The 23,142-nt window shown below is 39.9% G+C and carries 23 protein-coding genes and 2 pseudogenes; 24 read left to right on the top strand and 1 reads right to left on the bottom strand.

Annotated elements, in window-relative coordinates; all coding sequences use genetic code 11:
• Nucleotides 1-330 precede the first annotated feature (330 nt).
• Nucleotides 331-426, bottom strand: a pseudogene (locus tag FGQ53_RS12305) (AraC family transcriptional regulator); the annotation flags it as partial.
• On the opposite strand from FGQ53_RS12305, the gene FGQ53_RS07245 reads away from it, so the two are divergent.
• The 24 genes and pseudogenes from FGQ53_RS07245 to FGQ53_RS07130 all read left to right on the top strand — a co-directional run bounded on the left by FGQ53_RS07245 (nt 419) and on the right by FGQ53_RS07130 (nt 23,004).
• The gene (locus FGQ53_RS07245; RefSeq protein WP_138337257.1) at nt 419-1,327 is read left to right on the top strand and encodes a LysR family transcriptional regulator; all 909 of its coding nucleotides are present in this window, start codon (nt 419-421) and stop codon (nt 1,325-1,327) included. The pseudogene FGQ53_RS12305 and the gene FGQ53_RS07245 overlap by 8 nt on opposite strands.
• The gene (gene lspA, locus FGQ53_RS07240) at nt 1,324-1,785 is read left to right on the top strand and encodes a signal peptidase II (RefSeq protein ID WP_138337254.1); all 462 of its coding nucleotides are present in this window, start codon (nt 1,324-1,326) and stop codon (nt 1,783-1,785) included. Before FGQ53_RS07245 ends, lspA begins: the two co-directional genes overlap by 4 nt.
• Complete coding sequence (locus FGQ53_RS07235; RefSeq protein ID WP_138337251.1) at nt 1,775-2,662, top strand: RluA family pseudouridine synthase; 888 nt, start codon at nt 1,775-1,777, stop codon at nt 2,660-2,662. Before lspA ends, FGQ53_RS07235 begins: the two co-directional genes overlap by 11 nt.
• A gap of 2 nt (nt 2,663-2,664) precedes the next feature.
• Nucleotides 2,665-4,548 (top strand): annotated as a pseudogene (cbpE, locus tag FGQ53_RS07230) (phosphorylcholine esterase CbpE).
• Between the two features lie 100 nt (nt 4,549-4,648).
• Nucleotides 4,649-5,758 (top strand): glutamate 5-kinase, encoded by a 1,110-nt coding sequence (gene proB / locus FGQ53_RS07225; RefSeq protein ID WP_229090345.1) that lies wholly within the window; start codon nt 4,649-4,651, stop codon nt 5,756-5,758.
• Between the two features lie 9 nt (nt 5,759-5,767).
• Nucleotides 5,768-7,030 (top strand): glutamate-5-semialdehyde dehydrogenase, encoded by a 1,263-nt coding sequence (locus FGQ53_RS07220; RefSeq protein WP_138337245.1) that lies wholly within the window; start codon nt 5,768-5,770, stop codon nt 7,028-7,030.
• A 3-nt stretch (nt 7,031-7,033) separates the two neighbouring features.
• On the top strand, nt 7,034-7,831 hold the full coding sequence (gene proC, locus FGQ53_RS07215; protein ID WP_138337242.1) for a pyrroline-5-carboxylate reductase: 798 nt from the start codon (nt 7,034-7,036) through the stop codon (nt 7,829-7,831).
• Nucleotides 7,832-7,945: 114 nt separating this feature from the next.
• Entirely contained in the window at nt 7,946-8,584 is a 639-nt protein-coding gene (gene tmk / locus FGQ53_RS07210) for a dTMP kinase (protein WP_138337238.1), read from the top strand.
• On the top strand, nt 8,581-9,471 hold the full coding sequence (locus tag FGQ53_RS07205; protein WP_138337236.1) for a DNA polymerase III subunit delta': 891 nt from the start codon (nt 8,581-8,583) through the stop codon (nt 9,469-9,471). The genes tmk and FGQ53_RS07205 overlap by 4 nt, the downstream gene beginning before the upstream one ends.
• A gap of 39 nt (nt 9,472-9,510) precedes the next feature.
• The gene (gene yabA, locus FGQ53_RS07200) at nt 9,511-9,828 is read left to right on the top strand and encodes a DNA replication initiation control protein YabA (protein WP_000358227.1); all 318 of its coding nucleotides are present in this window, start codon (nt 9,511-9,513) and stop codon (nt 9,826-9,828) included.
• Between the two features lie 2 nt (nt 9,829-9,830).
• Complete coding sequence (rsmI, locus tag FGQ53_RS07195) at nt 9,831-10,700, top strand: 16S rRNA (cytidine(1402)-2'-O)-methyltransferase (protein WP_138337233.1); 870 nt, start codon at nt 9,831-9,833, stop codon at nt 10,698-10,700.
• A gap of 217 nt (nt 10,701-10,917) precedes the next feature.
• Entirely contained in the window at nt 10,918-11,973 is a 1,056-nt protein-coding gene (locus FGQ53_RS07190; RefSeq protein ID WP_138337230.1) for a DNA cytosine methyltransferase, read from the top strand.
• A 2-nt stretch (nt 11,974-11,975) separates the two neighbouring features.
• Entirely contained in the window at nt 11,976-13,376 is a 1,401-nt protein-coding gene (locus tag FGQ53_RS07185) for a protein NO VEIN domain-containing protein (RefSeq protein ID WP_138337227.1), read from the top strand.
• Nucleotides 13,373-14,413 carry a DNA (cytosine-5-)-methyltransferase gene (gene dcm, locus FGQ53_RS07180; protein ID WP_000734158.1) on the top strand — a complete coding sequence of 347 codons (1,041 nt, stop codon included), beginning with the start codon at nt 13,373-13,375 and terminating at the stop codon, nt 14,411-14,413. Before FGQ53_RS07185 ends, dcm begins: the two co-directional genes overlap by 4 nt.
• A gap of 24 nt (nt 14,414-14,437) precedes the next feature.
• Complete coding sequence (locus tag FGQ53_RS07175) at nt 14,438-15,232, top strand: abortive infection family protein (RefSeq protein WP_138337224.1); 795 nt, start codon at nt 14,438-14,440, stop codon at nt 15,230-15,232.
• Between the two features lie 15 nt (nt 15,233-15,247).
• Entirely contained in the window at nt 15,248-15,811 is a 564-nt protein-coding gene (locus FGQ53_RS07170) for an SLATT domain-containing protein (protein ID WP_138337221.1), read from the top strand.
• Nucleotides 15,811-17,133, top strand: coding sequence for an SMODS domain-containing nucleotidyltransferase (locus FGQ53_RS07165; protein WP_138337218.1), 1,323 nt, complete (start codon nt 15,811-15,813; stop codon nt 17,131-17,133). The genes FGQ53_RS07170 and FGQ53_RS07165 overlap by 1 nt, the downstream gene beginning before the upstream one ends.
• Before the next feature lie 246 nt (nt 17,134-17,379).
• Nucleotides 17,380-18,714, top strand: coding sequence for a methylenetetrahydrofolate--tRNA-(uracil(54)-C(5))-methyltransferase (FADH(2)-oxidizing) TrmFO (gene trmFO / locus FGQ53_RS07160; RefSeq protein WP_138337215.1), 1,335 nt, complete (start codon nt 17,380-17,382; stop codon nt 18,712-18,714).
• An 83-nt stretch (nt 18,715-18,797) separates the two neighbouring features.
• Complete coding sequence (gene pyrH / locus FGQ53_RS07155) at nt 18,798-19,535, top strand: UMP kinase (RefSeq protein WP_000002996.1); 738 nt, start codon at nt 18,798-18,800, stop codon at nt 19,533-19,535.
• Between the two features lie 8 nt (nt 19,536-19,543).
• Nucleotides 19,544-20,101, top strand: a complete 558-nt coding sequence (gene frr / locus FGQ53_RS07150; RefSeq protein ID WP_001262225.1) for a ribosome recycling factor — start codon at nt 19,544-19,546, stop codon at nt 20,099-20,101.
• A gap of 58 nt (nt 20,102-20,159) precedes the next feature.
• Complete coding sequence (gene cvfB, locus FGQ53_RS07145) at nt 20,160-21,014, top strand: RNA-binding virulence regulatory protein CvfB (protein ID WP_138337212.1); 855 nt, start codon at nt 20,160-20,162, stop codon at nt 21,012-21,014.
• Between the two features lie 8 nt (nt 21,015-21,022).
• Nucleotides 21,023-21,238, top strand: a complete 216-nt coding sequence (locus FGQ53_RS07140) for a YozE family protein (RefSeq protein ID WP_138337209.1) — start codon at nt 21,023-21,025, stop codon at nt 21,236-21,238.
• An 85-nt stretch (nt 21,239-21,323) separates the two neighbouring features.
• A complete protein-coding gene (locus FGQ53_RS07135) occupies nt 21,324-22,328 on the top strand; it encodes a PhoH family protein (RefSeq protein ID WP_138337206.1) in 1,005 nt (334 codons plus the stop codon).
• Nucleotides 22,329-22,434: 106 nt separating this feature from the next.
• Nucleotides 22,435-23,004, top strand: a complete 570-nt coding sequence (locus tag FGQ53_RS07130; protein ID WP_138337203.1) for a GNAT family N-acetyltransferase — start codon at nt 22,435-22,437, stop codon at nt 23,002-23,004.
• The last annotated feature ends 138 nt before the right edge of the window (nt 23,005-23,142 follow it).

Below are 23,142 nucleotides of genomic sequence, written 5' to 3'. Positions count from 1 at the left end.
AAGCGACGGCTATCGATTGTCAAATGTCTGCCTTTTGTAGTATAATTGTCTTGCATCTCTGTGCCTTTCTTGTGTTTTCGGTTGAACAACAAGTATAACACAGAGGTGTTTTCTTATGCCTAGAATTAGCTTTCATTTGGCAAGAGGAACCCTTGAAGCTGTTTCGTTAGCTAAACCAAGGCTAGTCTTAGCCTTGGCTCACCAGCTTAACAGCATCAAGCCTCTTATCAAATGAAATCGAGTACTAGCTATAAGCCAGTTGAACCATCTAATTTTTAGGAGGGCTGGGTGGCTAACTTCATTATAGAACTTTCAATTGAGAATAGTTAGATTTAAACTTGCGATGGACACTTTTTTCCTTTTTGGAAAACTTCTAAAATATGGTATAATGAAAAGATAAAGAAGTTGGGGGTAGAAGATGAACATTCAACAATTACGCTATGTTGTTGCCATTGCCAATAGTGGTACTTTCCGTGAAGCAGCTGAAAAGATGTATGTAAGTCAGCCGAGTCTGTCTATTTCTGTTCGTGATTTGGAAAAAGAATTGGGGTTTAAGATTTTCCGTCGGACCAGTTCAGGGACTTTCTTGACCCGTCGTGGGATGGAATTTTATGAAAAAGCGCAAGAATTGGTCAAGGGATTTGATATTTTTCAAAATCAGTATGCCAATCCTGAAGAAGAAAAAGATGAATTTTCCATTGCTAGCCAGCACTATGACTTCTTGCCACCAACCATTACGGCTTTTTCAGAGCGTTATCCTGATTATAAGAACTTCCGTATTTTTGAGTCAACCACTGTTCAAATCTTAGATGAAGTAGCGCAAGGGCATAGTGAGATTGGCATTATCTACCTCAACAATCAAAATAAAAAGGGGATTATGCAACGGGTTGAAAAGTTAGGCCTAGAGGTTATTGAACTAATTCCCTTCCATACCCATATTTATCTCCGCGAGGGGCATCCTTTGGCTCAGAAAGATGAATTGGTCATGGATGATTTAGCGGATTTACCAACGGTTCGCTTCACTCAAGAGAAAGACGAGTACCTTTATTATTCAGAGAACTTTGTTGATACCAGTGCGAGCTCACAGATGTTCAATGTGACAGACCGTGCTACTTTGAATGGTGTTTTGGAGCGGACGGATGCCTATGCGACAGGTTCTGGATTTTTAGATAGTGATAGTGTTAATGGCATCACAGTTATTCGTCTCAAGGATAACCTAGATAATCGTATGGTCTATGTTAAACGTGAGGAAGTGGAGCTTAGTCAGGCTGGAACTCTTTTCGTAGAAGTCATGCAAGAATATTTTGATCAGAAGAGGAAATCATGAAAAAAAGAGGAATAGTGACAGTCGTTGTACTGCTTTTGATTGCGCTGGATCAGTTAGTCAAATCCTATATCGTATGGCAGATTCCACTGGGTGAAGTACGTTCGTGGATCCCCAATCTCGTTAGCTTGACCTACCTGCAAAATCGAGGGGCAGCCTTTTCTATCTTACAAGATCAGCAGTTGTTATTCGCTGTCATTACCCTGGTCGTCGTGGTAGGTGCCATTTGGTATCTCCATAAACACATGGAGGACTCATTCTGGATGGTCTTGGGCTTGACATTAATCATTGCAGGTGGTCTTGGAAACTTTATTGACAGGATCAGTCAGGGCTTTGTTGTGGATATGTTCCACCTTGACTTTATTAATTTTGCAATTTTCAATGTTGCAGATAGCTATCTGACAGTTGGAGTGATTATTTTATTGATTGCAATGCTAAAAGAGGAAATAAATGGAAATTAAAATTGAAAGTGGTGGCCTGCGTTTGGATAAGGCTTTGTCGGATTTTACAGAATTATCACGCAGTCTCGCGAATGAACAAATTAAATCAGGCCAGGTCTTGGTCAATGGCCAAGTCAAGAAAGCTAAATACACTGTCCAAGAGGGCGATATCGTCACTTACCATGTGGCAGAACCAGAGGTCTTAGAGTATGTGGCTGAGGATATTCCGCTAGAGATCATCTACCAAGATGAGGATGTGGCCGTCGTTAATAAACCTCAGGGGATGGTGGTGCATCCGAGTGCCGGCCATACTAGTGGAACCCTAGTAAATGCTCTCATGTATCATATTAAGGACTTGTCTGGTATCAATGGGGTTCTGCGTCCAGGAATTGTTCACCGTATTGACAAGGACACGTCAGGTCTGCTCATGATTGCTAAAAACGATGAGGCGCATCTAGCACTTGCCCAAGAACTCAAGGATAAAAAGTCTCTCCGCAAATATTGGGCGATTGTTCATGGAAATCTGCCCAATGATCGTGGTGTAATTGAAGCGCCGATTGGCCGGAGTGAAAAAGACCGTAAGAAACAGGCTGTGACTGCTAAAGGCAAGCCTGCAGTTACCCGTTTCCACGTCTTGGAACGCTTTGGCGATTATAGCTTAGTAGAGTTGCAGCTGGAGACAGGCCGCACCCATCAAATCCGTGTTCACATGGCTTATATTGGGCATCCAGTCGCTGGTGATGAAGTCTATGGTCCTCGCAAGACTCTGAAAGGGCATGGACAATTTCTTCATGCTAAGACTTTAGGTTTTACTCATCCGAGAACAGGTGAGACCATGGAATTTACAGCAGATATCCCAGAGATTTTTAAGGAAACATTGGAGAGATTGAGAAAGTAAGAATGAAAAAGAAATTAACTAGTTTAGCACTTGCAGGCGCTTTTTTAGGTTTGTCATGGTATGGGAATGTTCAAGCTCAAGAAAGTTCAGGAAATAAAATTCACTTTATTAATGTTCATGAAGGTGGCAGTGATGCGATTATTCTTGAAAGTAATGGACATTTTGCCATGGTGGATACAGGAGAAGATTATGACTTTCCAGATGGAAGTGATTCTCGTTATCCATGGAGACAGGGTATCAATACCACTTATAAGCATGTTCTGACAGACCGTGTTTTTCGTCATTTGAAGGAATTGGGTGTCCAAAAGTTTGATTTTATTTTGGTTACCCATACCCACAGCGATCATATTGGAAATGTTGATGAATTACTGTCCACCTATCCAGTTGACCGAGTCTATCTTAAAAAATATAGTGATAATCGTATTACTAAGCCTGAACGTCTTTGGGATAATCTGTATGGCTATGATAAGGTTTTACAGACTGCTGCAGAAAAAGGTGTTTCAGTTATTCAAAACATCACACAGGGAGATGCTCATTTTCAGTTTGGGGACATGGATATTCAGCTCTATAATTATGAAAATGAATATGATGAGAATGGAAATCTTAAACCTGTTTGGGATGACAACTCCAATTCCTTGATTAGTGTAGTGAAAGTCAATGGCAAGAAAATTTACCTTGGGGGTGACTTAGATAATGTTCATGGAGCGGAAGATAAGTATGGTCCTCTTATTGGAAAAGTTGATTTGATGAAGTTTAACCATCACTATGATACCAATAAATCAAACACTAAGGATTTCATTAAAAATTTGAGTCCGAGTTTGATTGTTCAAACTTCAGATAGTCTACCTTGGAAAAATGGTGTTGATAGTGAGTATGTCAATTGGCTCAAAGAACGTGGAATTGAGAGAATTAACGCAGCCAGCAAAGACTATGATGCAACAGTTTTTGATATTCGACAAGACGGTTTAGTAAACATTTCAACTTCCTACAAGCCTATTCCAAGTTTTCAAGCTGGTTGGCATAAGAGTGCATATGGAAACTGGTGGTATCAAGCGCCTGATTCTACAGGAGAGTATGCTGTCGGTTGAAATGAAATCGAAGGTGAATGGTATTATTTTAATCAGAGGGGAATCCTGTTATATAATCAATGGAAAAAATGGAACAATCGTTGGTTTTATTTGACAGACTCTGGTGCTGCTGCAAAAAATTGGAAGAAAATCGATGGAAGCTGGTATTATTTCAACAAAGAAAATCAGATGGAAATTGGTTGGATTCAAGATAAAGAACAGTGGTATTATTTGGATTTTGATGGCTCTATGAAGACAGGTTGGCTTCAATATAAGGGGCAATGGTATTACTTTGCTCAATCAGGGGAAATGAAAACGGGCTGGGTAAAAGATAAAGAAACCTGGTACTATATGGATTCTACTGGTATCATGAAGACAGGTGAGATAGAAGTTGCTGGTCATCATTACTATCTAGAAGATTCAGGAGCTATGAAGCAAGGTTGGCTTAAAAAGGCAAACGATTGGTATTTCTACAAGACAGACGGTTCACGAGCTGTGGGTTGGATCAAAGACAAGGATAAATGGTACTTCTTGAAAGACAATGGTCAATTACTTGTAAATGGCAAGACACCAGAAGGCTATACTGTTGATTCAAGTGGTGCCTGGTTAGTGGATGTTCCTGTAGAGAAATCCGCTACAACTAAAGTTACAAGTAATTCAGAGACAAAAGAATCCAGTGAAGTAGTGAAAAAAGATCTTGAAAATAAAGTAACGACTCAGAACGAAAGTGTTACAAGTTCTTCAACTAGTCAAGATTTGACTTCAGTAATTTCGCAAAGCTCTGAAACGAGTGCAAACAAATCGGAATCAGAACAGTAGTAAAAAAGAAGGTTTTAGAGCATTCTTTTTCCTATCAACTCTTTTCTATTTCCTGTTATTCATGTTATAATGGATAAATATTAAGAATCGGAGTGAGACTATGAAATACAAACGGATTGTCTTTAAGGTGGGAACTTCTTCTCTGACGAATGAGGATGGAAGTTTATCACGTAGTAAGGTAAAGGCTATTACCCAGCAGTTGGCTATGTTGCACGAGGCTGGTCATGAATTGATTTTGGTGTCTTCAGGTGCCATTGCGGCTGGTTTTTGGGCCTTAGGATTTAAAAAGCGTCCGACTAAGATTGCTGATAAACAGGCTTCAGCAGCGGTAGGGCAAGGGCTTTTGTTGGAAGAATACACGACCAATCTTCTCTTGCGCCAAATCGTTTCTGCACAAATTTTACTGACTCAGGACGACTTTGTGGATAAGCGCCGTTATAAAAATGCCCATCAGGCTTTGTCGGTTCTACTTAGCCGCGGGGCGATTCCTATCATCAATGAGAATGACAGTGTCGTTATTGATGAGCTCAAGGTTGGGGACAATGATACTCTGAGTGCACAGGTTGCAGCCGTGGTCCAAGCAGACCTTTTGGTTCTCTTGACAGACGTCGACGGTCTTTATACTGGAAATCCTAATTCGGATCCAACAGCCAAACGCTTGGAGAGAATCGAGACTATCAATCGTGAGATTATTGATATGGCCGGTGGAGCAGGTTCTTCAAACGGAACAGGTGGCATGTTAACCAAAATCAAAGCTGCAACTATTGCGACAGAATCAGGAGTTCCTGTTTATATCTGCTCATCCTTGAAGGCGGATGCCATGATGGAGGCAGCTGAGGAGACCAAGGATGGTTCCTACTTTGTTGCGCAAGAGAAGGGACTTCGTACCCAGAAACAATGGCTGGCTTTCTATGCTCAGAGTCAGGGTTCTATTTGGGTTGATAAAGGGGCTACTGAAGCTCTCTCTCAACATGGAAAGAGTCTTCTCCTATCTGGTGTAGTTGACGCAGAAGGGGCCTTTTCTTACGGTGATATCGTGACAGTATTTGACAAGGAAAGTGGAAAATCACTTGGAAAAGGACGCGTGCAATTTGGGGCATCTGCTTTGGAGGATATGTTGCGTTCTCAAAAAGCCAAGGGTGTCTTGATTCACCGTGATGACTGGATTTCCATTACTCCTGAAATCCAACTACTCTTTACAGAATTTTAGAGGTAAACTATGGTAAGTACACAAGAACAATTTAAACAGGTACAGGCTGTTAAAAAATCGATCAACACAGCTAGTGAAGAGGTGAAAAACCAAGCCTTGCTAGCTCTGGTTGATCACTTAGTGGCTGCTACTGAGGAAATTTTAGCGGCCAATGCCCTCGATATGGCGGCGGCTAAGGGGAAAATCTCAGATGTGATGCTGGATCGTCTTTATTTGGATGCGGGACGTATAGAAGCGATGGCAAATGGGATTCGTGAAGTGGTTGCTTTACCAGATCCAATCGGTGAAGTTCTAGAAACCAGTCATCTTGAAAATGGTTTGGTTATCACCAAGAAACGGGTGGCCATGGGGGTCATCGGTATTATCTATGAAAGTCGTCCAAATGTGACGTCTGACGCGGCTGCTTTGGCTCTCAAGAGTGGAAATGCGGTTGTTCTTCGTAGTGGGAAGGATGCTTATCAAACTGCCCATGCCATTGTCACAGCTTTGAAGAAGGGCTTGGAGACGACTACTATTCACCCAGATGTGATTCAATTGCTGGAAGATACTAGTCGTGAAAGTAGCTATGCTATGATGAAGGCCAAGGGTTATCTAGACCTTCTTATTCCTCGTGGAGGGGCTGGTTTGATCAATGCCGTGGTTGAAAATGCCATCGTGCCTGTTATTGAGACAGGAACTGGGATTGTTCATGTTTATGTCGATAAGGACGCAGACGAAGACAAGGCTCTATCTATCATCAACAATGCTAAAACCAGTCGTCCTTCTGTCTGCAATGCCATGGAAGTCCTTCTCGTTCATGATGACAAGGCAGCAAGCTTCCTTCCTCGCTTGGAGAAAGTGCTAGTTGCAGATCGAAAAGAAGCTGGTCTGGAACCAATTCAATTCCGCTTGGATAGCAAAGCAAGTCAGTTTGTTTCAGGCCAAGCAGCTGAAGCCCAAGACTTTGATACCGAGTTTTTGGACTATGTCCTAGCTGTTAAGGTTGTAAGCAGTTTAGAAGAAGCAGTTTCCCATATTGAAGCTCACAGTACCCATCATTCTGATGCTATTGTAACGGAAAATGCTGAAGCTGCAGCTTACTTTACAGATCAAGTGGACTCTGCAGCAGTCTATGTCAATGCTTCAACTCGTTTCACCGATGGAGGCCAATTTGGTCTGGGTTGTGAAATGGGGATTTCTACTCAGAAACTGCATGCGCGTGGGCCAATGGGCTTGAAAGAATTGACCAGCTACAAGTATGTGGTTACTGGTGACGGACAGATAAGGGAGTAAGAGATGAAGATTGGATTTATCGGTTTGGGGAATATGGGTGCTAGTTTAGCCAAGGCTGTCTTGCAAGCCAAGACGGATGAACAGATTCTTCTTGCCAATCGTAGTCAAGCAAAAGTAGATGCTTTTATCGCCAACTTCGGCGGTCAGGTTTCCAGCAATGACGAAATCTTCGCAGAAGCAGATGTGATTTTTCTAGGTGTTAAACCTGCTCAGTTCTCTGAACTGCTTTCTCAATATCAGACCATTCTTGAAAAAAGAGAGAGTCTTCTTTTGATTTCGATGGCAGCTGGATTGACTTTAGAAAAACTAACGAGTCTTATTCCAAGTCAACACCGAATTATTCGTATGATGCCGAATACCCCTGCTTCTATCGGGCAAGGAGTGATTAGTTATGCCTTGTCTTCTAATTGCAGGGCTGAGGACAGTGAGCTCTTTTGTCAGCTGTTAGCCAAGGCAGGTCTCTTGGTTGAACTAGGAGAAGGTTTAATCGACGCAGCGACAGGTCTTGCAGGTTGTGGGCCAGCCTTTGTCTATCTCTTTATTGAGGCCTTGGCAGATGCAGGTGTTCAGACTGGATTGCCACGAGAAACGGCCTTGAAAATGGCGGCTCAAACTGTGGTTGGAGCTGGTCAATTGGTCCTAGAAAGCCAAGAGCATCCTGGGGTCTTGAAAGACCAAGTTTGTAGCCCAGGTGGTTCGACTATCGCTGGTGTAGCAAGCCTAGAAGCGCATGCTTTTCGAGGAACAGTCATGGAGGCAGTCGGTCAAGCCTACAAACGAACACAAGAACTAGGTAAATAAGAGGTGGCTTTGACTGCCTCTTTTATGGTGGCTGAAATGAGAAGACAAAAAGATTGTCACAAACCCCTATTTTTTTGATAGAATAGAAGGTAGAAAAAAAGAAATGAGTTAGACATGTCAAAAGGATTTTTAGTCTCTCTTGAGGGACCAGAGGGAGCAGGAAAGACCAGCGTTTTAGAGGCTCTGCTCCCAATTTTAGAGGAAAAAGGAGTAGAGGTGCTGACGACTCGTGAGCCAGGCGGAGTCTTGATTGGTGAGAAGATTCGGGAAGTGATTTTGGACCCAAGTCATACTCAGATGGATGCTAAGACTGAACTCCTTCTCTATATTGCCAGTCGCAGACAGCACTTGGTGGAAAAAGTTCTTCCAGCACTTGAAGCTGGTCAATTGGTCATTATGGACCGCTTCATCGATAGTTCCGTTGCCTATCAGGGATTTGGTCGTGGCTTGGATATTGACGCCATTGATTGGCTCAATCACTTTGCGACAGATGGCCTTAAACCTGATTTGACACTCTATTTTGACATCGAGGTGGAAGAGGGACTGGCTCGCATTGCTGCTAATAGTGACCGCGAGGTCAATCGTTTGGACTTGGAAAGTTTGGACTTGCATAAAAAAGTTCGTCAAGGTTACCTTTCTCTTCTGGAAAAAGAAGGAAATCGCATTGTCAAGATTGATGCGAGTCTCCCATTGGAGGAGGTTGTGGAAACGACCAAGGATGTCTTATTTGACAGAATGGGATTATCTAAATGAAACAAGATCAACTAAAGGATTGGCAGCCAGAGCAGTTTGACCGCTTTGTCCGTATCCTAGAACAAGACCAGCTCAATCACGCCTATCTTTTTTCAGGATTCTTTGGAAGTTTGGAAATGGCGCAATTTTTAGCTAAGAGCCTCTTTTGTACAGATAAAGTAGGCGTTTTACCATGTGAGAAATGCCGAAATTGTAAGCTGATTGAACAGGGAGAATTTTCTGATGTTACCTTGATTAAGCCAGTCAATCAGGTCATTAAGACAGAACGCATTCGGGAATTGGTGGGACAGTTTTCTCAAGCAGGGATTGAAAGCCAGCAGCAGGTATTTATTATCGAGCAAGCTGAGAAAATGCATCCTAATGCAGCCAATTCTCTGCTCAAGGTTATCGAAGAACCCCAGAGTGAGGTTTATATTTTCTTCTTGACTAGCGATGAGGAAAAGATCTTACCGACCATCCGAAGTCGGACGCAAATTTTTCACTTTAAAAAGCAAGAAGAAAAGCTCATCCATCAATTAGAACAAGCAGGTCTGATCAAGAAAAAAGCGACTCTCTTAGCCCTGTTTAGTCAATCGCGTGCTGAAGCAGAAAAGTTGGCAAATCAGGCAAGTTTTTGGACCTTGGTCGATGAAAGTGAACGCCTGCTGACCTGGTTATTAGCTAAGAAAAAAGAAAGTTATCTGCAGGTTGCTAAATTAGCCAACTTGGCAGATGACAAGGAAAAGCAGGATCAGGTTTTACGGCTTCTCGAAGTCCTCTGTGGGCAGGAACTCTTGCAAGCAAGGGTAAGGATGATTCTACAAGATTTGTTAGAAGCTAGAAAAATGTGGCAAGCTAATGTCAGTTTTCAAAATGCCATGGAATATCTGGCCTTGAAAGAAATATAAACTCAAAAATGAACGATAAAGAAAGGAAAGGGCTGTTTTATGGACAAAAAAGAATTATTTGACGCGCTGGATGATTTTTCCCAACAGTTATTGGTAACCTTGGCCGATGTTGAAGCCATCAAGAAAAATCTCAAGAGTCTGGTAGAGGAAAATACAGCTCTTCGTTTAGAAAATAGTAAGTTGCGCGAACGCTTGGGTGAGGTGGAAGCAGACGCTCCTGTCAAGGCTAAGCATGTTCGTGAAAGTGTACGTCGAATTTATAAAGATGGTTTTCACGTATGTAATGATTTTTATGGACAACGTCGAGAGCAGGACGAGGAATGTATGTTCTGTGACGAGTTGTTATACAGGGAGTAGGCATGCAGATTCAAAAAAGTTTTAAGGGGCAGTCTCCCTATGGCAAGCTGTATCTAGTGGCAACGCCGATTGGCAATCTAGATGATATGACCTTTCGTGCTATCCAAACCCTGAAAGAAGTGGACTGGATTGCAGCTGAGGACACGCGCAATACAGGTCTGTTGCTCAAGCATTTTGACATTTCCACTAAGCAGATCAGTTTTCATGAGCACAATGCCAAGGAAAAAATTCCGGATTTTATTGGTTTCCTGAAAGCAGGACAAAGTATTGCTCAGGTATCCGATGCGGGTCTGCCTAGTATCTCGGACCCTGGTCATGATTTGGTTAAGGCAGCTATTGAGGAAGAAATTGCGGTTGTCACAGTTCCAGGTGCCTCTGCAGGAATTTCTGCCTTGATTGCCAGTGGTTTAGCGCCACAGCCACATATCTTTTACGGCTTTTTACCGAGAAAATCAGGGCAGCAAAAGCAATTTTTCGACTCAAAAAAAGACTATCCTGAAACACAAATTTTCTACGAATCGCCCCATCGTGTGGCGGATACGCTAGAAAATATGCTAGAAGTCTACGGTGACCGCTCGGTCGTCTTGGTCAGAGAATTGACCAAAATCTATGAAGAGTACCAACGAGGTGCTATCTCTGAGTTATTAGAAAGCATCGCTGAAAATCCACTCAAGGGAGAATGCCTTCTCATCGTTGAAGGTGCCAGCCAAGATGTGGAGGAAAAAGACGAGGAGGACTTGTTTTCAGAAATCCAAGCCCGTATTCAGCAAGGTATGAAGAAAAATCAAGCCATTAAGGAAGTTGCTAAGATTTACCAGTGGAACAAAAGCCAACTCTACGGGGCCTACCACGACTGGGAAGAAAAACAATAAAGGGAGACAGGATTTAATAATTCTGTCTGTTTCTGTTTAACTTAATTAGTGATGATAATATTCGGAGTCTAAATCATAGAATTGATTGAGTAGTGAATAAATAAAAACAATGTTCATTCAGTTTACGTTGAATATATATAATGTACTCTATTAGAATTATTTTTAAGTACGCAGTATGGTATAATTATATATGAGAAAATAGTGTGGAGTTTATCAGTTGAAAAAATATAACATTGTAGATTTATTTTCAGGAGCAGGTGGTCTATCTTATGGATTCGAGATGGCTGGATTTAATGTTCTATTAGGAATTGATAATGATGAAAAAGCCTTAGAAACCTTTCAAAAAAATCATCAGAATTCAGAAATATTATGTGGAGATATTGCGAATATATCTTATGAGGAAGATATAAAACCAATAATTGGAGAACAAAAAATTGACATAATTGTAGGTGGTCCCCCTTGTCAGGGGATGTCGCTTTCTGGACCTAGAAAATTTGATGATCCAAGGAACAAACTTTATTTGTCTTATATTCGATTGGTTCGAGAAATACAGCCAACTGCTTTTGTCATTGAAAATGTGATTGGGATTGTTAGTTTGTTTACAGGGCAAATAAAAGATACTATCATAGAAGAATTTTCGAAAATGGGTTATAAGGTTCAGTTTAAAGTGTTGCTGGCCTCTGACTATGGAGTTCCTCAAAATAGAAAACGTGTTATTTTTGTGGGGACGAGGAATGATGGATTTGAATATCCTGAAGCATTGGGAACAATCATTACAACAGAGATGGCAATTTCTGATTTACCAACATTAGAAAATGAACTTGGCGAGATAGAAATGTCTTATGTTTCAGAACCACAAAATGACTATCAAAAACTAATGCGAAAACGTTCAAACGTGGTTTTGAACCACGTTGCAGCCAAGCATTCAGAAAAAGTGATAAGTACAATTGCCCTTGTCCCTGACGGTGGAAATTATAAAAATCTCCCAGAGGAATTACGAGAAACAAGAAAATTTAATGTCGCTTGGACACGATTTGCTAGTTGGAAGCCAGCTCCTACGATTGATACGGGGCATAGACATCATTTCCACTATAAGTATAATCGTGTGCCAACAGTGAGGGAATCTGCTCGTTTACAATCTTTTCCAGATGATTTTATCTTTTACGGAAGTAAAACACAGCAATTTAGACAAGTTGGTAATGCTGTTCCTCCTTTAATGGCTCAGCAGATTGCAAACAATTTACTGAAATATTTAAAAAATAACGAAGAGTAACTATGTATCAAGTTCCAGAGAAATATTATTTTAGACTACATCACCCAAGACCTCGTTTTAAAAATGATGTCGAAAATGTACTTGTTTATATGGCAACGAATATTTCTTATTTGGGAATATTGCCTAAAAAGGAATTTAGTCAGCAACTAAATGACATTATCAAACAATATGCAGGAAATGCAGATAAAACAGAGAAAACAATCAATAACTGGCGAACAGAGATTTCTTCTTTGTTTGGAATGATGATTGAGAAAGAAGGCTTTGTCTATTCAGGAAATAGGGCTAAGGAATTGATTGAAGACCAAGACCTTATTCGCTTTTTTAAAACCTTTTTGTATAATTTTGAATATCCTGGTGGGCATCTAAAAGATAACGAGATTGTTAAACTTTGTCAAATCGGAGTTCAATTTAAGCCAGCTCAGTATCTACTGGAACTATTTACAGAAGCCTCACAAGCTGAAGAAAAAACTATTTACCTCACCGATGAAGAAGTCGCCCATTGTATCTTTAATGATTTGAGATGTACTCGTGATAGAGAGCCTGTTTTGGAAATATGGAATCGTATCAAAGAGAATAGAGCGTCTAAAGTAGCTTACGATACTAAAGGAGATGTTATTCGATATGCCAAAGATATTTTAGATTACATGGTTATAGCGAGTTTACTAACTGTTCAAGGTGGTAGGTATAAAATAAATTCTATGGAAGAGCAAGCAATAAATGACTTTTTGCAATCAGATGCTACCTTTGATGGCTATGCTCAATTTATTGGAAATGCTTCTACAACAATTGAAGATGTTCGAAATTTTAGAAGTGCTTGGTTCGAATATGTCAATCGTGATTTAGGAGATATTGATTTTAGGACAAACTTTAATCTCTACCTTCCAAGTGATATTGATTTTACTGAAGAGAAAACAGATATTATCGGACATCTAACTGAACACATCGAATACAGCGAGAAAATATCTACCGCTGTTGTAGGGAGTTCGGGAGAAGCTATTGTTATCAATCATGAAAAACAAAAATTACGAGAACATGGGCAAGAACAGTTGCTCCATCTGGTGAATTTTATTCCAACACAGTTTGGTGTCGGCTACGATGTTCAATCTTTTGAGTGTGATGATTCTGAGCTGAGAAAGTATATTGAAGTCAAAACAACTGTCAGCAATGCTTCTATTACTTTTAATTCGTTTCATATCACACCAAACGAATGGCGAACTGCTAAATCTGTGCGTGATAGATACTATATTTATCGTTTGCAGATTTCTAAACATAGCAAAAAATTGTTTATTATCAAGAATTTGTATGAGTTAGTCAAAAATGAGAAGATGCTTCTGATTGAGAGAAAAGATGGATATGATGTCCGTTTTTCACCGTCGGTTGGCTTTGAGGAGAATTTAATTTGAAGAAACTAAAAATTGCCTCTCTTTTTAGTGGAGGGGGTGGAACGGATATTGGTTTTGCTGGTGGATTTGATTTTTTAGGTAAACATTATGCTGATAATCAAATTGAGATTGTCTATGCAAATGATATTGAAGACAGTGCCAATAAAATGTTTGAAAAGAATTTTGGTGTTACTCCAGACAATCGAAATATCCGAGAAATAAAATCAGATGAAATCCCATCTTTCGATATTTTAACGGGAGGTTTTCCTTGTCAATCATTTTCTGTTAGTGCTCAAAATCCGAAACGCTTAGGAATAAAAGACGAAAAAGGAACATTGTTTTTTGAGATGGTGCGAGTGTTAAAAGCTCATCAACCAAAAGCATTTTTTGCCGAAAATGTTAAGGGAATTTTGTCTGCAAACAATAAAGAAGCCTTTCCTCTAATTATTGAAGAGTTCGAAAAAGCTGGTTATAATGTTTCTTATAAACTTTGCGTAGCCACCAAATACGGCGTTCCGCAAAAGAGAGAGCGTGTGTTTATTGTTGGTATTCGAAAGGATTTGAATTTTACTTTTGAATTTCCTGAAGAGCCTATTCAAAATGTAGAAGATTATACACCACTAAAAGTAATTCTTCAGCAAGATATTGATGAAAAGTATTATTTTAGCGAGAGGGCTGTGCAAGGAATGCTAAATAGTAAATCTGGCAAAAAAATGAATAAAGGACGAGCACAAGACATTGAACAGCCGAGTAATACGGTTAGTTCTCATTTAGCAAAAGTATCCTTAAATAGCACTGACCCTGTTTTGTTAGAAAATGGACGTTACCGTCGCTATACTCCAAGAGAGGTTGCACGTATTCAGTCGTTTCCAGAAAACTATGAATTGCTTGGTTCAGAAGGTGCTCAATATAGAATGCTGGGGAATGCTATTCCACCAGTAATGATGTGGTATATTGCTGAAAAGTTAGTGTCAGATTTACGAAATAGTGATGTAATTGCAAAACAACAGAAACTCGAAGAAAGTTTTGGTCAACTGGATTTGTTTGAAGCGAGTTGATGTTTTAAATCTAGGGAACTTGATATGGAATTAAATTTTCAAGATAAGAGTTTTATAAAAGTATTTTTTAATAGTGACGGTTATGTATTAAATTTTTCTAACTCTACTTTTGCTAATTTTACTTTTAATTCAGTAGGAGTAAATATTCAAGAGAAATATGGAGGTTCAAAAGGGAAAGCTTTACAGGTTTTTGTAGATAACGAACCAGATGAACTGGTTTTAAAATTAGCTTTAGATTTACTTAGATATTATGAAGACCTTCCTGACTCATATTACGAGAAAACTGAAGAGAGGAACTCTCAGGCATTGAAATTGAAAGAGAGACTTTCGAAGTATGAAGTCTCACAAATGGCCTACTTAAATAATGTTGCTGAATCTTTATCTGACTATTTTGATAGCGACTATATAGATAAGCAAATGGGGATTATGAATGAAATGATTTCTCGCTCTCCAGCGGACGCTATTGGAAAAGCTAAGGAATTGTTGGAATCATGTTTTAAACATATTTTAGACCATGAAAAAATTGAGTATTCTAATTCTAATGATATTGCAACTTTGCAAAAGAAAGTCTTTAAATTTTTAAACTTGGATTCTAATGAAAATATTTCAGCAAAAAATAATCAAGATGTAAAGATAGTTCTAAGTGGTTTGAATCAAATTATCAAGGGTATTAACAGTCTTAGAAATGATAAAGGTGATGGTCATGGTAAGGGAGCTAACTTTATAGAATTGCCACCAAGGTATGCTTCAGTTGTTGTAGGATCTGCATTAACGGTAGTGTCATTTGTTTGGGAAACATACCAAGATAAGCAAAAATAGTAAGGAGGAGGTTTAATGTCGAAAAATCAAGAAAAATTACACTTTCAACTTAAAAAATTTATAGTAAATGTAGGTTGGACTCACAAAATTCATGCGGTTAGAATTGACGAGTTAGAAAGCTATATTCGATGGTTTAGAATAGCAACAATAATCATTTCTGGAGTTGTCTCTTCTGGCTTAGTTGGAATACTTTGGTTTGATGAATATTGGATAAAGCTTGTTACAGCATTTTTATCATTAGTCACTACAATAATTTTTAGCATCACCAAGGAGTTTAACTTTGAGGAACGACTAGCTTTGGAGAGGAAATCTGTTGATGAGCTTTGGAATCTTAGAGTGTTAGCTGAAATTCTTTTATCTGAGGTGGTTTACAATGGAAAACCATCCAGTGAAATCCAAGAATCTTTCGAAGAATTAAAATTTCGAAGAGATGCTACTTATAGTCAACTTTCTAATGCTTCTCCCAAAAATGTATCCAAGGCTTCAAAACTAATAAAATCGAGAAAAGATAATGATTATGAGGAAGATTATAGATACTTTATTCCAAAAGAATTGATGGAAATTAAGGAGGAAGAGTAATGTCTTTATCTAATGATTTTAAAGAATTTTGCGAAGATGAACTCCCCATGACGGACGAGGAATGGGAAAAATGGAAGAATAGATTAAAAGAGATTACGAAACGACTTAATCGAAAATACTATTCCTTAGATGATCTTGCAGATGAAGAAATTGACAATGGTTTGATTGTTGGTAGTGTGGGGAGAACGACGGCTGTTCGAAATGTTAGTGATTTTGATTATATTTTTTCACTACCCTCAGAAGTGTATAGACGATTTGATTCTTATGAGGGTAATGGTCAATCAGCACTTCTACAGGAAATAAAAAACGAATTACTAAAAAGATACCCAAATACAAAAATAAAAGGAGACGGACAGGTCGTTGTTATTGATTTTTCAGATGGTGGAAAAATTGAGTTAGTTCCAGCTTTCGAACAATCTGATGGTAATTTTAAATATCCTGATTCTCGTAACGGAGGTTCTTGGAAAACTACTAAACCAAAGCCTGAAATTGAAAAATGCAAATCTTTAAATTCGAATTTTAATAATCATTTCTCTAACTTAACAAGACTCATACGACGATGGAAAAATCATATGGGCTTTTCATTTAAGGGGCTGTTGATAGATGCTTTGATATCTGATTTTATTGATGATAAAGGTATTTCTGAAATATATTACTCTGATTATAATATTCTCTTGAAAGATATTGTTGAATATTTTTCAAGTCAAGATAAAAATAGAGAGTATTGGTATGCTTTAGGTAGTAATCAAAAGATTTATAATAATGATGGAGCAAAATTTATCAATAAAGCTAAGCAGGCTCTCAAGAAAATAGAAGACGCTTCAGAAGAGAAACTTACTGAAGTTTATAGACAGCTATTTGGTAGAAAATTCGCTCAATCCACTTCTACCACAAATCGAGCTTCGAATGAAAAATTTATTGATGAATTGTTTAATATTGATATCCGATATAATATTGTTTTGGAGTGTGAAATTACTCAGTATGGTTTTCGAAAAGCACTTCTTTCAGACTTTTTAAAGAGTAGATTTAAGATTAAAAATAGAAAATCTCTTGATTTTGAAATTATACAATCAGATATTCCAGATAATCTTTTGTCTGATGTTAAATATTATTGGAAAGTAAGAAATATTGGAGCTGAGGCGATTAGAAGAAATTGTGAGCGTGGTGCTATTTTTTCAGGTAAAATAAAACATCACGAAGATTCTCAGTTTAAAGGAGACCACTATGTTGAATGTTATGCTGTTTTAGATAATACGGTTATAGCAAGAGATAGAATAACAGTCCCTATTGATCCGTTACGTGGAAAAGATTTTATAGAGTAGCATATAATTGATTTTTAATTGGAATACTCACTATCTCTTTACATCAAGAAAATGACTAAACAGGGAAGTTTGCCTTCTTCCCTTTTTTTGTTATACTAGTAGAAGAAAAAATTAGAAAGATTTGTGGGAGTGAAAAAGTCCGGGGGACTTTTTCAGTTTGAGCCAAGAAACTCGAAAGCGAAGTAAATCCGATTGGCTTTTTTCATGTGAAGCTTGTCTTCACACTCCCAAAGAGGTATTAGTGTCGTGTCTCAATCTTATATCAATGTTATCGGTGCTGGTTTGGCAGGTTCTGAAGCAGCCTACCAAATCGCAGAACGTGGTATTCCAGTTAAACTTTATGAAATGCGTGGTATAAAGCCTACCCCTCAACACAAAACAGACAATTTTGCAGAGTTGGTTTGTTCCAATTCCCTTCGTGGGGATGCTTTGACAAATGCAGTGGGTCTCCTCAAGGAAGAAATGCGTCGCTTGGGTTCAGTCATTTTGGAATCTGCTGAAGCTACACGAGTTCCCGCAGGTGGTGCCCTTGCGGTGGATCGTGATGGTTTCTCCCAAATGGTGACCCAAAAAGTTGCCAACCACCCCTTGATTGAAGTGGTGCGTGATGAAATTACAGAATTGCCAACTGACGTTATTACTGTGGTCGCTACTGGTCCTTTGACCAGCGATGCCCTAGCTGAAAAAATTCATGCCCTTAATGATGGCGATGGCTTCTATTTCTACGACGCGGCAGCGCCTATTATCGATGTCAACACTATTGATATGAGCAAGGTCTATCTCAAGTCTCGTTATGATAAGGGAGAGGCAGCCTACCTCAACGCGCCTATGACTAAGCAAGAGTTTATGGATTTCCATGAAGCTTTGGTCAATGCGGAAGAAGCACCGCTCAATTCCTTTGAAAAAGAAAAGTACTTTGAAGGATGTATGCCTATCGAAGTCATGGCCAAACGTGGCATTAAAACCATGCTTTATGGACCTATGAAGCCAGTGGGGCTTGAGTATCCAGACGACTACACAGGACCTCGTGACGGCGAGTTCAAAACGCCGTACGCGGTTGTTCAACTTCGTCAGGACAATGCGGCTGGTAGCCTCTACAATATCGTCGGTTTCCAGACCCACCTCAAATGGGGAGAACAAAAGCGTGTCTTCCAAATGATTCCAGGTCTTGAAAATGCGGAGTTTGTTCGTTATGGTGTCATGCACCGCAATTCTTACATGGATTCACCAAATCTTTTGGAACAGACCTACCGTTCTAAGAAGCAACCAAATCTCTTCTTTGCTGGTCAAATGACGGGTGTGGAAGGCTATGTTGAATCGGCAGCATCAGGCTTAGTTGCAGGTATTAACGCGGCTCGACTCTTCAAGGGTGAAAGTGAAGCTATCTTCCCAGAGACCACAGCGATCGGAAGTCTGGCTCATTACATCACTCACGCTGATAGCAAACATTTCCAACCAATGAATGTCAATTTTGGGATTATCAAGGAGTTGGAAGGTGAGCGTATCCGCGATAAGAAGGCTCGTTATGAAAAAATTGCAGAGCGTGCCCTTAGCGACTTAGAAGAATTTTTAACGGTCTAATTTTTTTGAAAGAATTGCCCATGATACTATAAAAATCTTAGAAATTGTGATAAAATAGGTAGGATAAAAAAAGGAGAGTAAAAATGGCGAATCCCAAGTATAAACGTATTTTAATCAAGTTATCAGGTGAAGCCCTTGCCGGTGAACGTGGCGTAGGGATTGATATCCAGACAGTTCAAACAATCGCAAAAGAGATTCAAGAAGTTCATAGCTTAGGTATCGAAATTGCCCTTGTTATTGGTGGAGGAAATCTCTGGCGTGGAGAACCTGCTGCAGAAGCAGGAATGGACCGCGTTCAGGCAGATTACACTGGAATGCTTGGGACTGTTATGAATGCTCTGGTGATGGCAGATTCATTGCAGCAAGTTGGCGTCGATACGCGTGTGCAAACTGCCATTGCCATGCAACAAGTGGCAGAACCTTATGTACGTGGACGTGCTCTTCGCCATCTTGAAAAGGGCCGTATTGTTATCTTTGGTGCTGGTATTGGTTCACCTTACTTCTCAACAGATACAACAGCAGCCCTTCGTGCAGCTGAAATCGAAGCGGATGCCATCCTTATGGCTAAAAATGGGGTTGATGGTGTTTACAATGCCGATCCTAAGAAAGACAAGACAGCCGTTAAGTTTGAAGAATTGACTCACCGTGATGTTATCAATAAAGGTCTTCGTATCATGGACTCAACAGCTTCAACCCTCTCTATGGACAACGACATTGACTTGGTTGTCTTTAACATGAACCAACCAGGCAACATCAAACGTGTCGTATTTGGTGAAAATATCGGAACAACAGTTTCAAATAATATCGAAGAAAAGGAATAAGAAAGATTATGGCTAACGCAATTATTGAAAAAGCTAAAGAGAGAATGACCCAGTCTCACCAATCACTTGCTCGTGAATTTGGTGGTATCCGTGCCGGTCGTGCCAATGCAAGCTTGCTTGATCGTGTACATGTAGAATACTATGGAGTAGAAACTCCTCTTAACCAAATCGCTTCAATTACGATTCCAGAAGCGCGTGTCTTGTTGGTAACACCATTTGACAAGTCTTCATTGAAAGACATCGAACGTGCCTTGAACGCTTCTGATCTTGGTATCACACCGGCTAACGATGGTTCTGTAATCCGTTTGGTTATCCCAGCTCTTACAGAAGAAACTCGTCGTGACCTTGCTAAAGAAGTGAAGAAGGTCGGTGAAAATGCTAAAGTGGCTGTGCGCAATATCCGTCGTGACGCTATGGATGAAGCTAAAAAACAAGAAAAAGCAAAAGAAATCACTGAAGACGAATTGAAGACTCTTGAAAAAGATATTCAAAAAGTAACAGACGATGCTGTCAAACACATCGACGACATGACTGCCAACAAAGAGAAAGAACTTTTGGAAGTCTAAAATAAACAGAAAAACTCAGTTGGCATTGCTGGCTGAGTTTTATTCGAAAGAAGGAAATATGAATACAAATCTTGCAAGTTTTATCGTTGGACTCATCATCGATGAAAATGACCATTTTTACTTTGTGCAAAAGGATGGCCAAACCTATGCGCTTGCCAAGGAAGAAGGACAACATACAGTAGGGGATACGGTTAAAGGTTTTGCCTATACAGATATGAAGCAAAAGCTCCGCTTGACCACCTTAGAAGTGACTGCCACTCAGGACCAATGTGGTTGGGGACGTGTCACAGAGGTTCGTAAGGACTTGGGAGTCTTTGTAGATACAGGGTTACCTGACAAGGAAATCGTTGTGTCACTCGATATCCTCCCTGAGCTCAAGGAACTCTGGCCTAAGAAGGGTGATAAACTTTACATCCGTCTTGAAGTGGACAAGAAAGACCGAATCTGGGGACTTTTGGCGTATCAGGAAGACTTCCAACGTCTGGCTCGTCCTGCTTACAACAACATGCAGAACCAAAACTGGCCAGCCATTGTTTACCGTCCCAAGCTGTCAGGGACCTTTGTCTATCTGCCAGAGAATAACATGCTTGGTTTTATCCACCCAAGTGAGCGCTACACAGAGCCACGTTTGGGACAAGTGCTAGATGCGCGTGTCATTGGTTTCCGTGAAGTGGACCGTACTCTTAATCTCTCTCTCAAACCACGTTCCTTTGAAATGTTGGAAAACGATGCTCAGATGATTTTGACCTACTTGGAAAGCAATGGCGGTTTCATGACCTTAAATGATAAGTCATCTCCTGATGATATCAAGGCAACCTTTGGCATTTCTAAAGGTCAGTTCAAGAAAGCACTTGGTGGCTTGATGAAGGCTGGTAAAATCAAGCAAGACCAGTTTGGGACAGAGTTGATTTAGGCTGGCATATGAGAAAATCATTTTACATTTGGCTCATGACTGAGCGTAATCCTAAAAGTAACAGTCCTAAAGCCATCTTAGCAGACCTTGCCTTTGAAGAGTCAGCCTTCCCAAAACACACAGATGATTTTGATGAGGTGAGTCGCTTTTTGGAGGAGCATGCCAGTTTCTCTTTTAACCTAGGGGACTTTGACGCTATCTGGCAAGAATACTTAGAACACTAGACTTTATTCATTGGGTTTGGGCTAGTAATTTATCCATCCCTTTGCTATAATAAAAAGAAATAAAAGGATTAGAGAGGTTCTTTATTTGAAGGAACATTCAATTGACATTCAACTGAGTCATCCAGATGACCTGTTTCATCTTTTTGGTTCCAATGAGCGCCATCTTCGTTTGATGGAAGAAGAGCTTGATGTGGTCATTCATGCCCGTACGGAGATTGTGCAGGTTTTGGGAGAAGAAGCTGCATGTGAAGAAGCCCGTCAGGTTATCCAAGCCTTGATGGTCTTGGTCAATCGTGGAATGACGGTTGGAACGCCAGATGTGGTGACGGCTATTAGCATGGTCAAAAACGATGAAATTGATAAGTTTGTCGCCCTTTACGAAGAAGAAATCATCAAGGATAATACTGGGAAACCTATTCGTGTCAAAACCTTGGGTCAAAAGCTTTATGTGGACAGTGTCAAACAGCATGATGTGACCTTTGGAATTGGGCCTGCAGGGACAGGGAAGACCTTTCTTGCAGTGACCTTGGCGGTGACGGCCCTTAAACGTGGGCAAGTCAAGCGAATTATCCTAACTCGTCCAGCCGTTGAAGCAGGAGAGAGTCTTGGATTTCTTCCGGGTGATCTCAAAGAGAAGGTGGATCCTTATCTTCGACCTGTTTACGATGCCTTGTATCAGATTTTAGGAAAAGACCAGACCACCCGTCTCATGGAGCGTGAAATCATTGAGATTGCGCCCCTTGCCTACATGCGTGGACGGACATTGGACGATGCTTTTGTCATTCTCGATGAGGCACAAAATACGACTATCATGCAGATGAAGATGTTCTTGACGCGTTTAGGTTTTAATTCTAAGATGATTGTCAATGGAGATATCAGTCAGATTGACCTGCCGCGTAATGTCAAGTCCGGTTTGATTGATGCCCAAGAAAAGCTCAAGAACATTCACCAAATTGACTTTGTTCATTTTTTAGCCAAGGATGTGGTTCGACATCCAGTTGTCGCTCAGATTATCCGAGCTTATGAACCAGCACCTGTCAAGAATGAAGAGAGTGAAGAATTAGAGTCTCAACCTCTGTCTGAAGGATAGCTCTTTTGTAATTAAAGTTATCTCAATACTAAGTATAAATTTGCTTTTTAAATATTTCATTCAATATCCTTATATTAGTTAGAAACTTTTCAAGTGGTGGAAACCTATGGAATCAATTTTTGTAAAATTTTCCCAGTATCCGTATATAGAAACGGAGCGTTTATTGCTTAGACCTGTAACCTTGGATGATGCGGAAGAAATGTTTGAGTATGCCTCGGACAGAGAAAATACACGCTACACTTTTCCAACAAATCAGAGCCTAGAAGAAACCAAGAACAACATCGCTCAGTTTTACTTGGTTAATCCCTTGGGACGGTGGGGAATCGAACTAAAAAGCACTGGCCAGTTTATCGGAACCATTGATTTGCATAAGATTGATCCTGTTCTTAAGAAGGCAGCTATTGGTTACATTATCAACCAAAAGTATTGGAATCAAGGATTGACGACAGAAGCCAATCGTGCCGTGATTGAACTCGCTTTTGAGAAGATTGGAATGAACAAGTTGACCGCTCTTCACGACAAGGACAATCCCGCATCAGGAAAGGTCATGGAGAAATCAGGTATGCGCTTTTCCCACGAAGAACCCTATGCCAGAATGGATAATAAAGAACCAGGACGAATCGTCACAATAGTTCATTATGTCTTGACCAAGGAAGACTATTTTGCAAATAAATAAGCAGTTGAAAAGAAATTTTCGACTGTTTTTTCTTCCTCTTACGAATAATCTAAGAGAGGAGAAAGTTTGAAAAAAAGTAAAAATTGAATGAGATATTGTTTACCCAAATTTTGAGTACACTAAAAAGAGGTCTTGCTA

The organism is Streptococcus mitis (genome assembly GCF_005844455.1).
Taxonomy (GTDB): Bacteria; Bacillota; Bacilli; order Lactobacillales; family Streptococcaceae; genus Streptococcus; species Streptococcus mitis_BF.
This window is presented reverse-complemented; position numbering and strand designations above follow the sequence as displayed.

What these genes read in the sequence shown, in the direction of transcription:
- FGQ53_RS07245 (WP_138337257.1), top strand. Translation starts at nt 419, where the DNA reads ATGAACATTCAACAATTACGCTATGTTGTTGCCATTGCCAATAGTGGT.
- lspA (WP_138337254.1), top strand. Translation starts at nt 1,324, where the DNA reads ATGAAAAAAAGAGGAATAGTGACAGTCGTTGTACTGCTTTTGATTGCG.
- FGQ53_RS07235 (WP_138337251.1), top strand. Translation starts at nt 1,775, where the DNA reads ATGGAAATTAAAATTGAAAGTGGTGGCCTGCGTTTGGATAAGGCTTTG.
- proB (WP_229090345.1), top strand. Translation starts at nt 4,649, where the DNA reads ATGAAATACAAACGGATTGTCTTTAAGGTGGGAACTTCTTCTCTGACG.
- FGQ53_RS07220 (WP_138337245.1), top strand. Translation starts at nt 5,768, where the DNA reads ATGGTAAGTACACAAGAACAATTTAAACAGGTACAGGCTGTTAAAAAA.
- proC (WP_138337242.1), top strand. Translation starts at nt 7,034, where the DNA reads ATGAAGATTGGATTTATCGGTTTGGGGAATATGGGTGCTAGTTTAGCC.
- tmk (WP_138337238.1), top strand. Translation starts at nt 7,946, where the DNA reads ATGTCAAAAGGATTTTTAGTCTCTCTTGAGGGACCAGAGGGAGCAGGA.
- FGQ53_RS07205 (WP_138337236.1), top strand. Translation starts at nt 8,581, where the DNA reads ATGAAACAAGATCAACTAAAGGATTGGCAGCCAGAGCAGTTTGACCGC.
- yabA (WP_000358227.1), top strand. Translation starts at nt 9,511, where the DNA reads ATGGACAAAAAAGAATTATTTGACGCGCTGGATGATTTTTCCCAACAG.
- rsmI (WP_138337233.1), top strand. Translation starts at nt 9,831, where the DNA reads ATGCAGATTCAAAAAAGTTTTAAGGGGCAGTCTCCCTATGGCAAGCTG.
- FGQ53_RS07185 (WP_138337227.1), top strand. Translation starts at nt 11,976, where the DNA reads ATGTATCAAGTTCCAGAGAAATATTATTTTAGACTACATCACCCAAGA.
- FGQ53_RS07175 (WP_138337224.1), top strand. Translation starts at nt 14,438, where the DNA reads ATGGAATTAAATTTTCAAGATAAGAGTTTTATAAAAGTATTTTTTAAT.
- FGQ53_RS07170 (WP_138337221.1), top strand. Translation starts at nt 15,248, where the DNA reads ATGTCGAAAAATCAAGAAAAATTACACTTTCAACTTAAAAAATTTATA.
- FGQ53_RS07165 (WP_138337218.1), top strand. Translation starts at nt 15,811, where the DNA reads ATGTCTTTATCTAATGATTTTAAAGAATTTTGCGAAGATGAACTCCCC.
- pyrH (WP_000002996.1), top strand. Translation starts at nt 18,798, where the DNA reads ATGGCGAATCCCAAGTATAAACGTATTTTAATCAAGTTATCAGGTGAA.
- frr (WP_001262225.1), top strand. Translation starts at nt 19,544, where the DNA reads ATGGCTAACGCAATTATTGAAAAAGCTAAAGAGAGAATGACCCAGTCT.
- cvfB (WP_138337212.1), top strand. Translation starts at nt 20,160, where the DNA reads ATGAATACAAATCTTGCAAGTTTTATCGTTGGACTCATCATCGATGAA.
- FGQ53_RS07140 (WP_138337209.1), top strand. Translation starts at nt 21,023, where the DNA reads ATGAGAAAATCATTTTACATTTGGCTCATGACTGAGCGTAATCCTAAA.
- FGQ53_RS07130 (WP_138337203.1), top strand. Translation starts at nt 22,435, where the DNA reads ATGGAATCAATTTTTGTAAAATTTTCCCAGTATCCGTATATAGAAACG.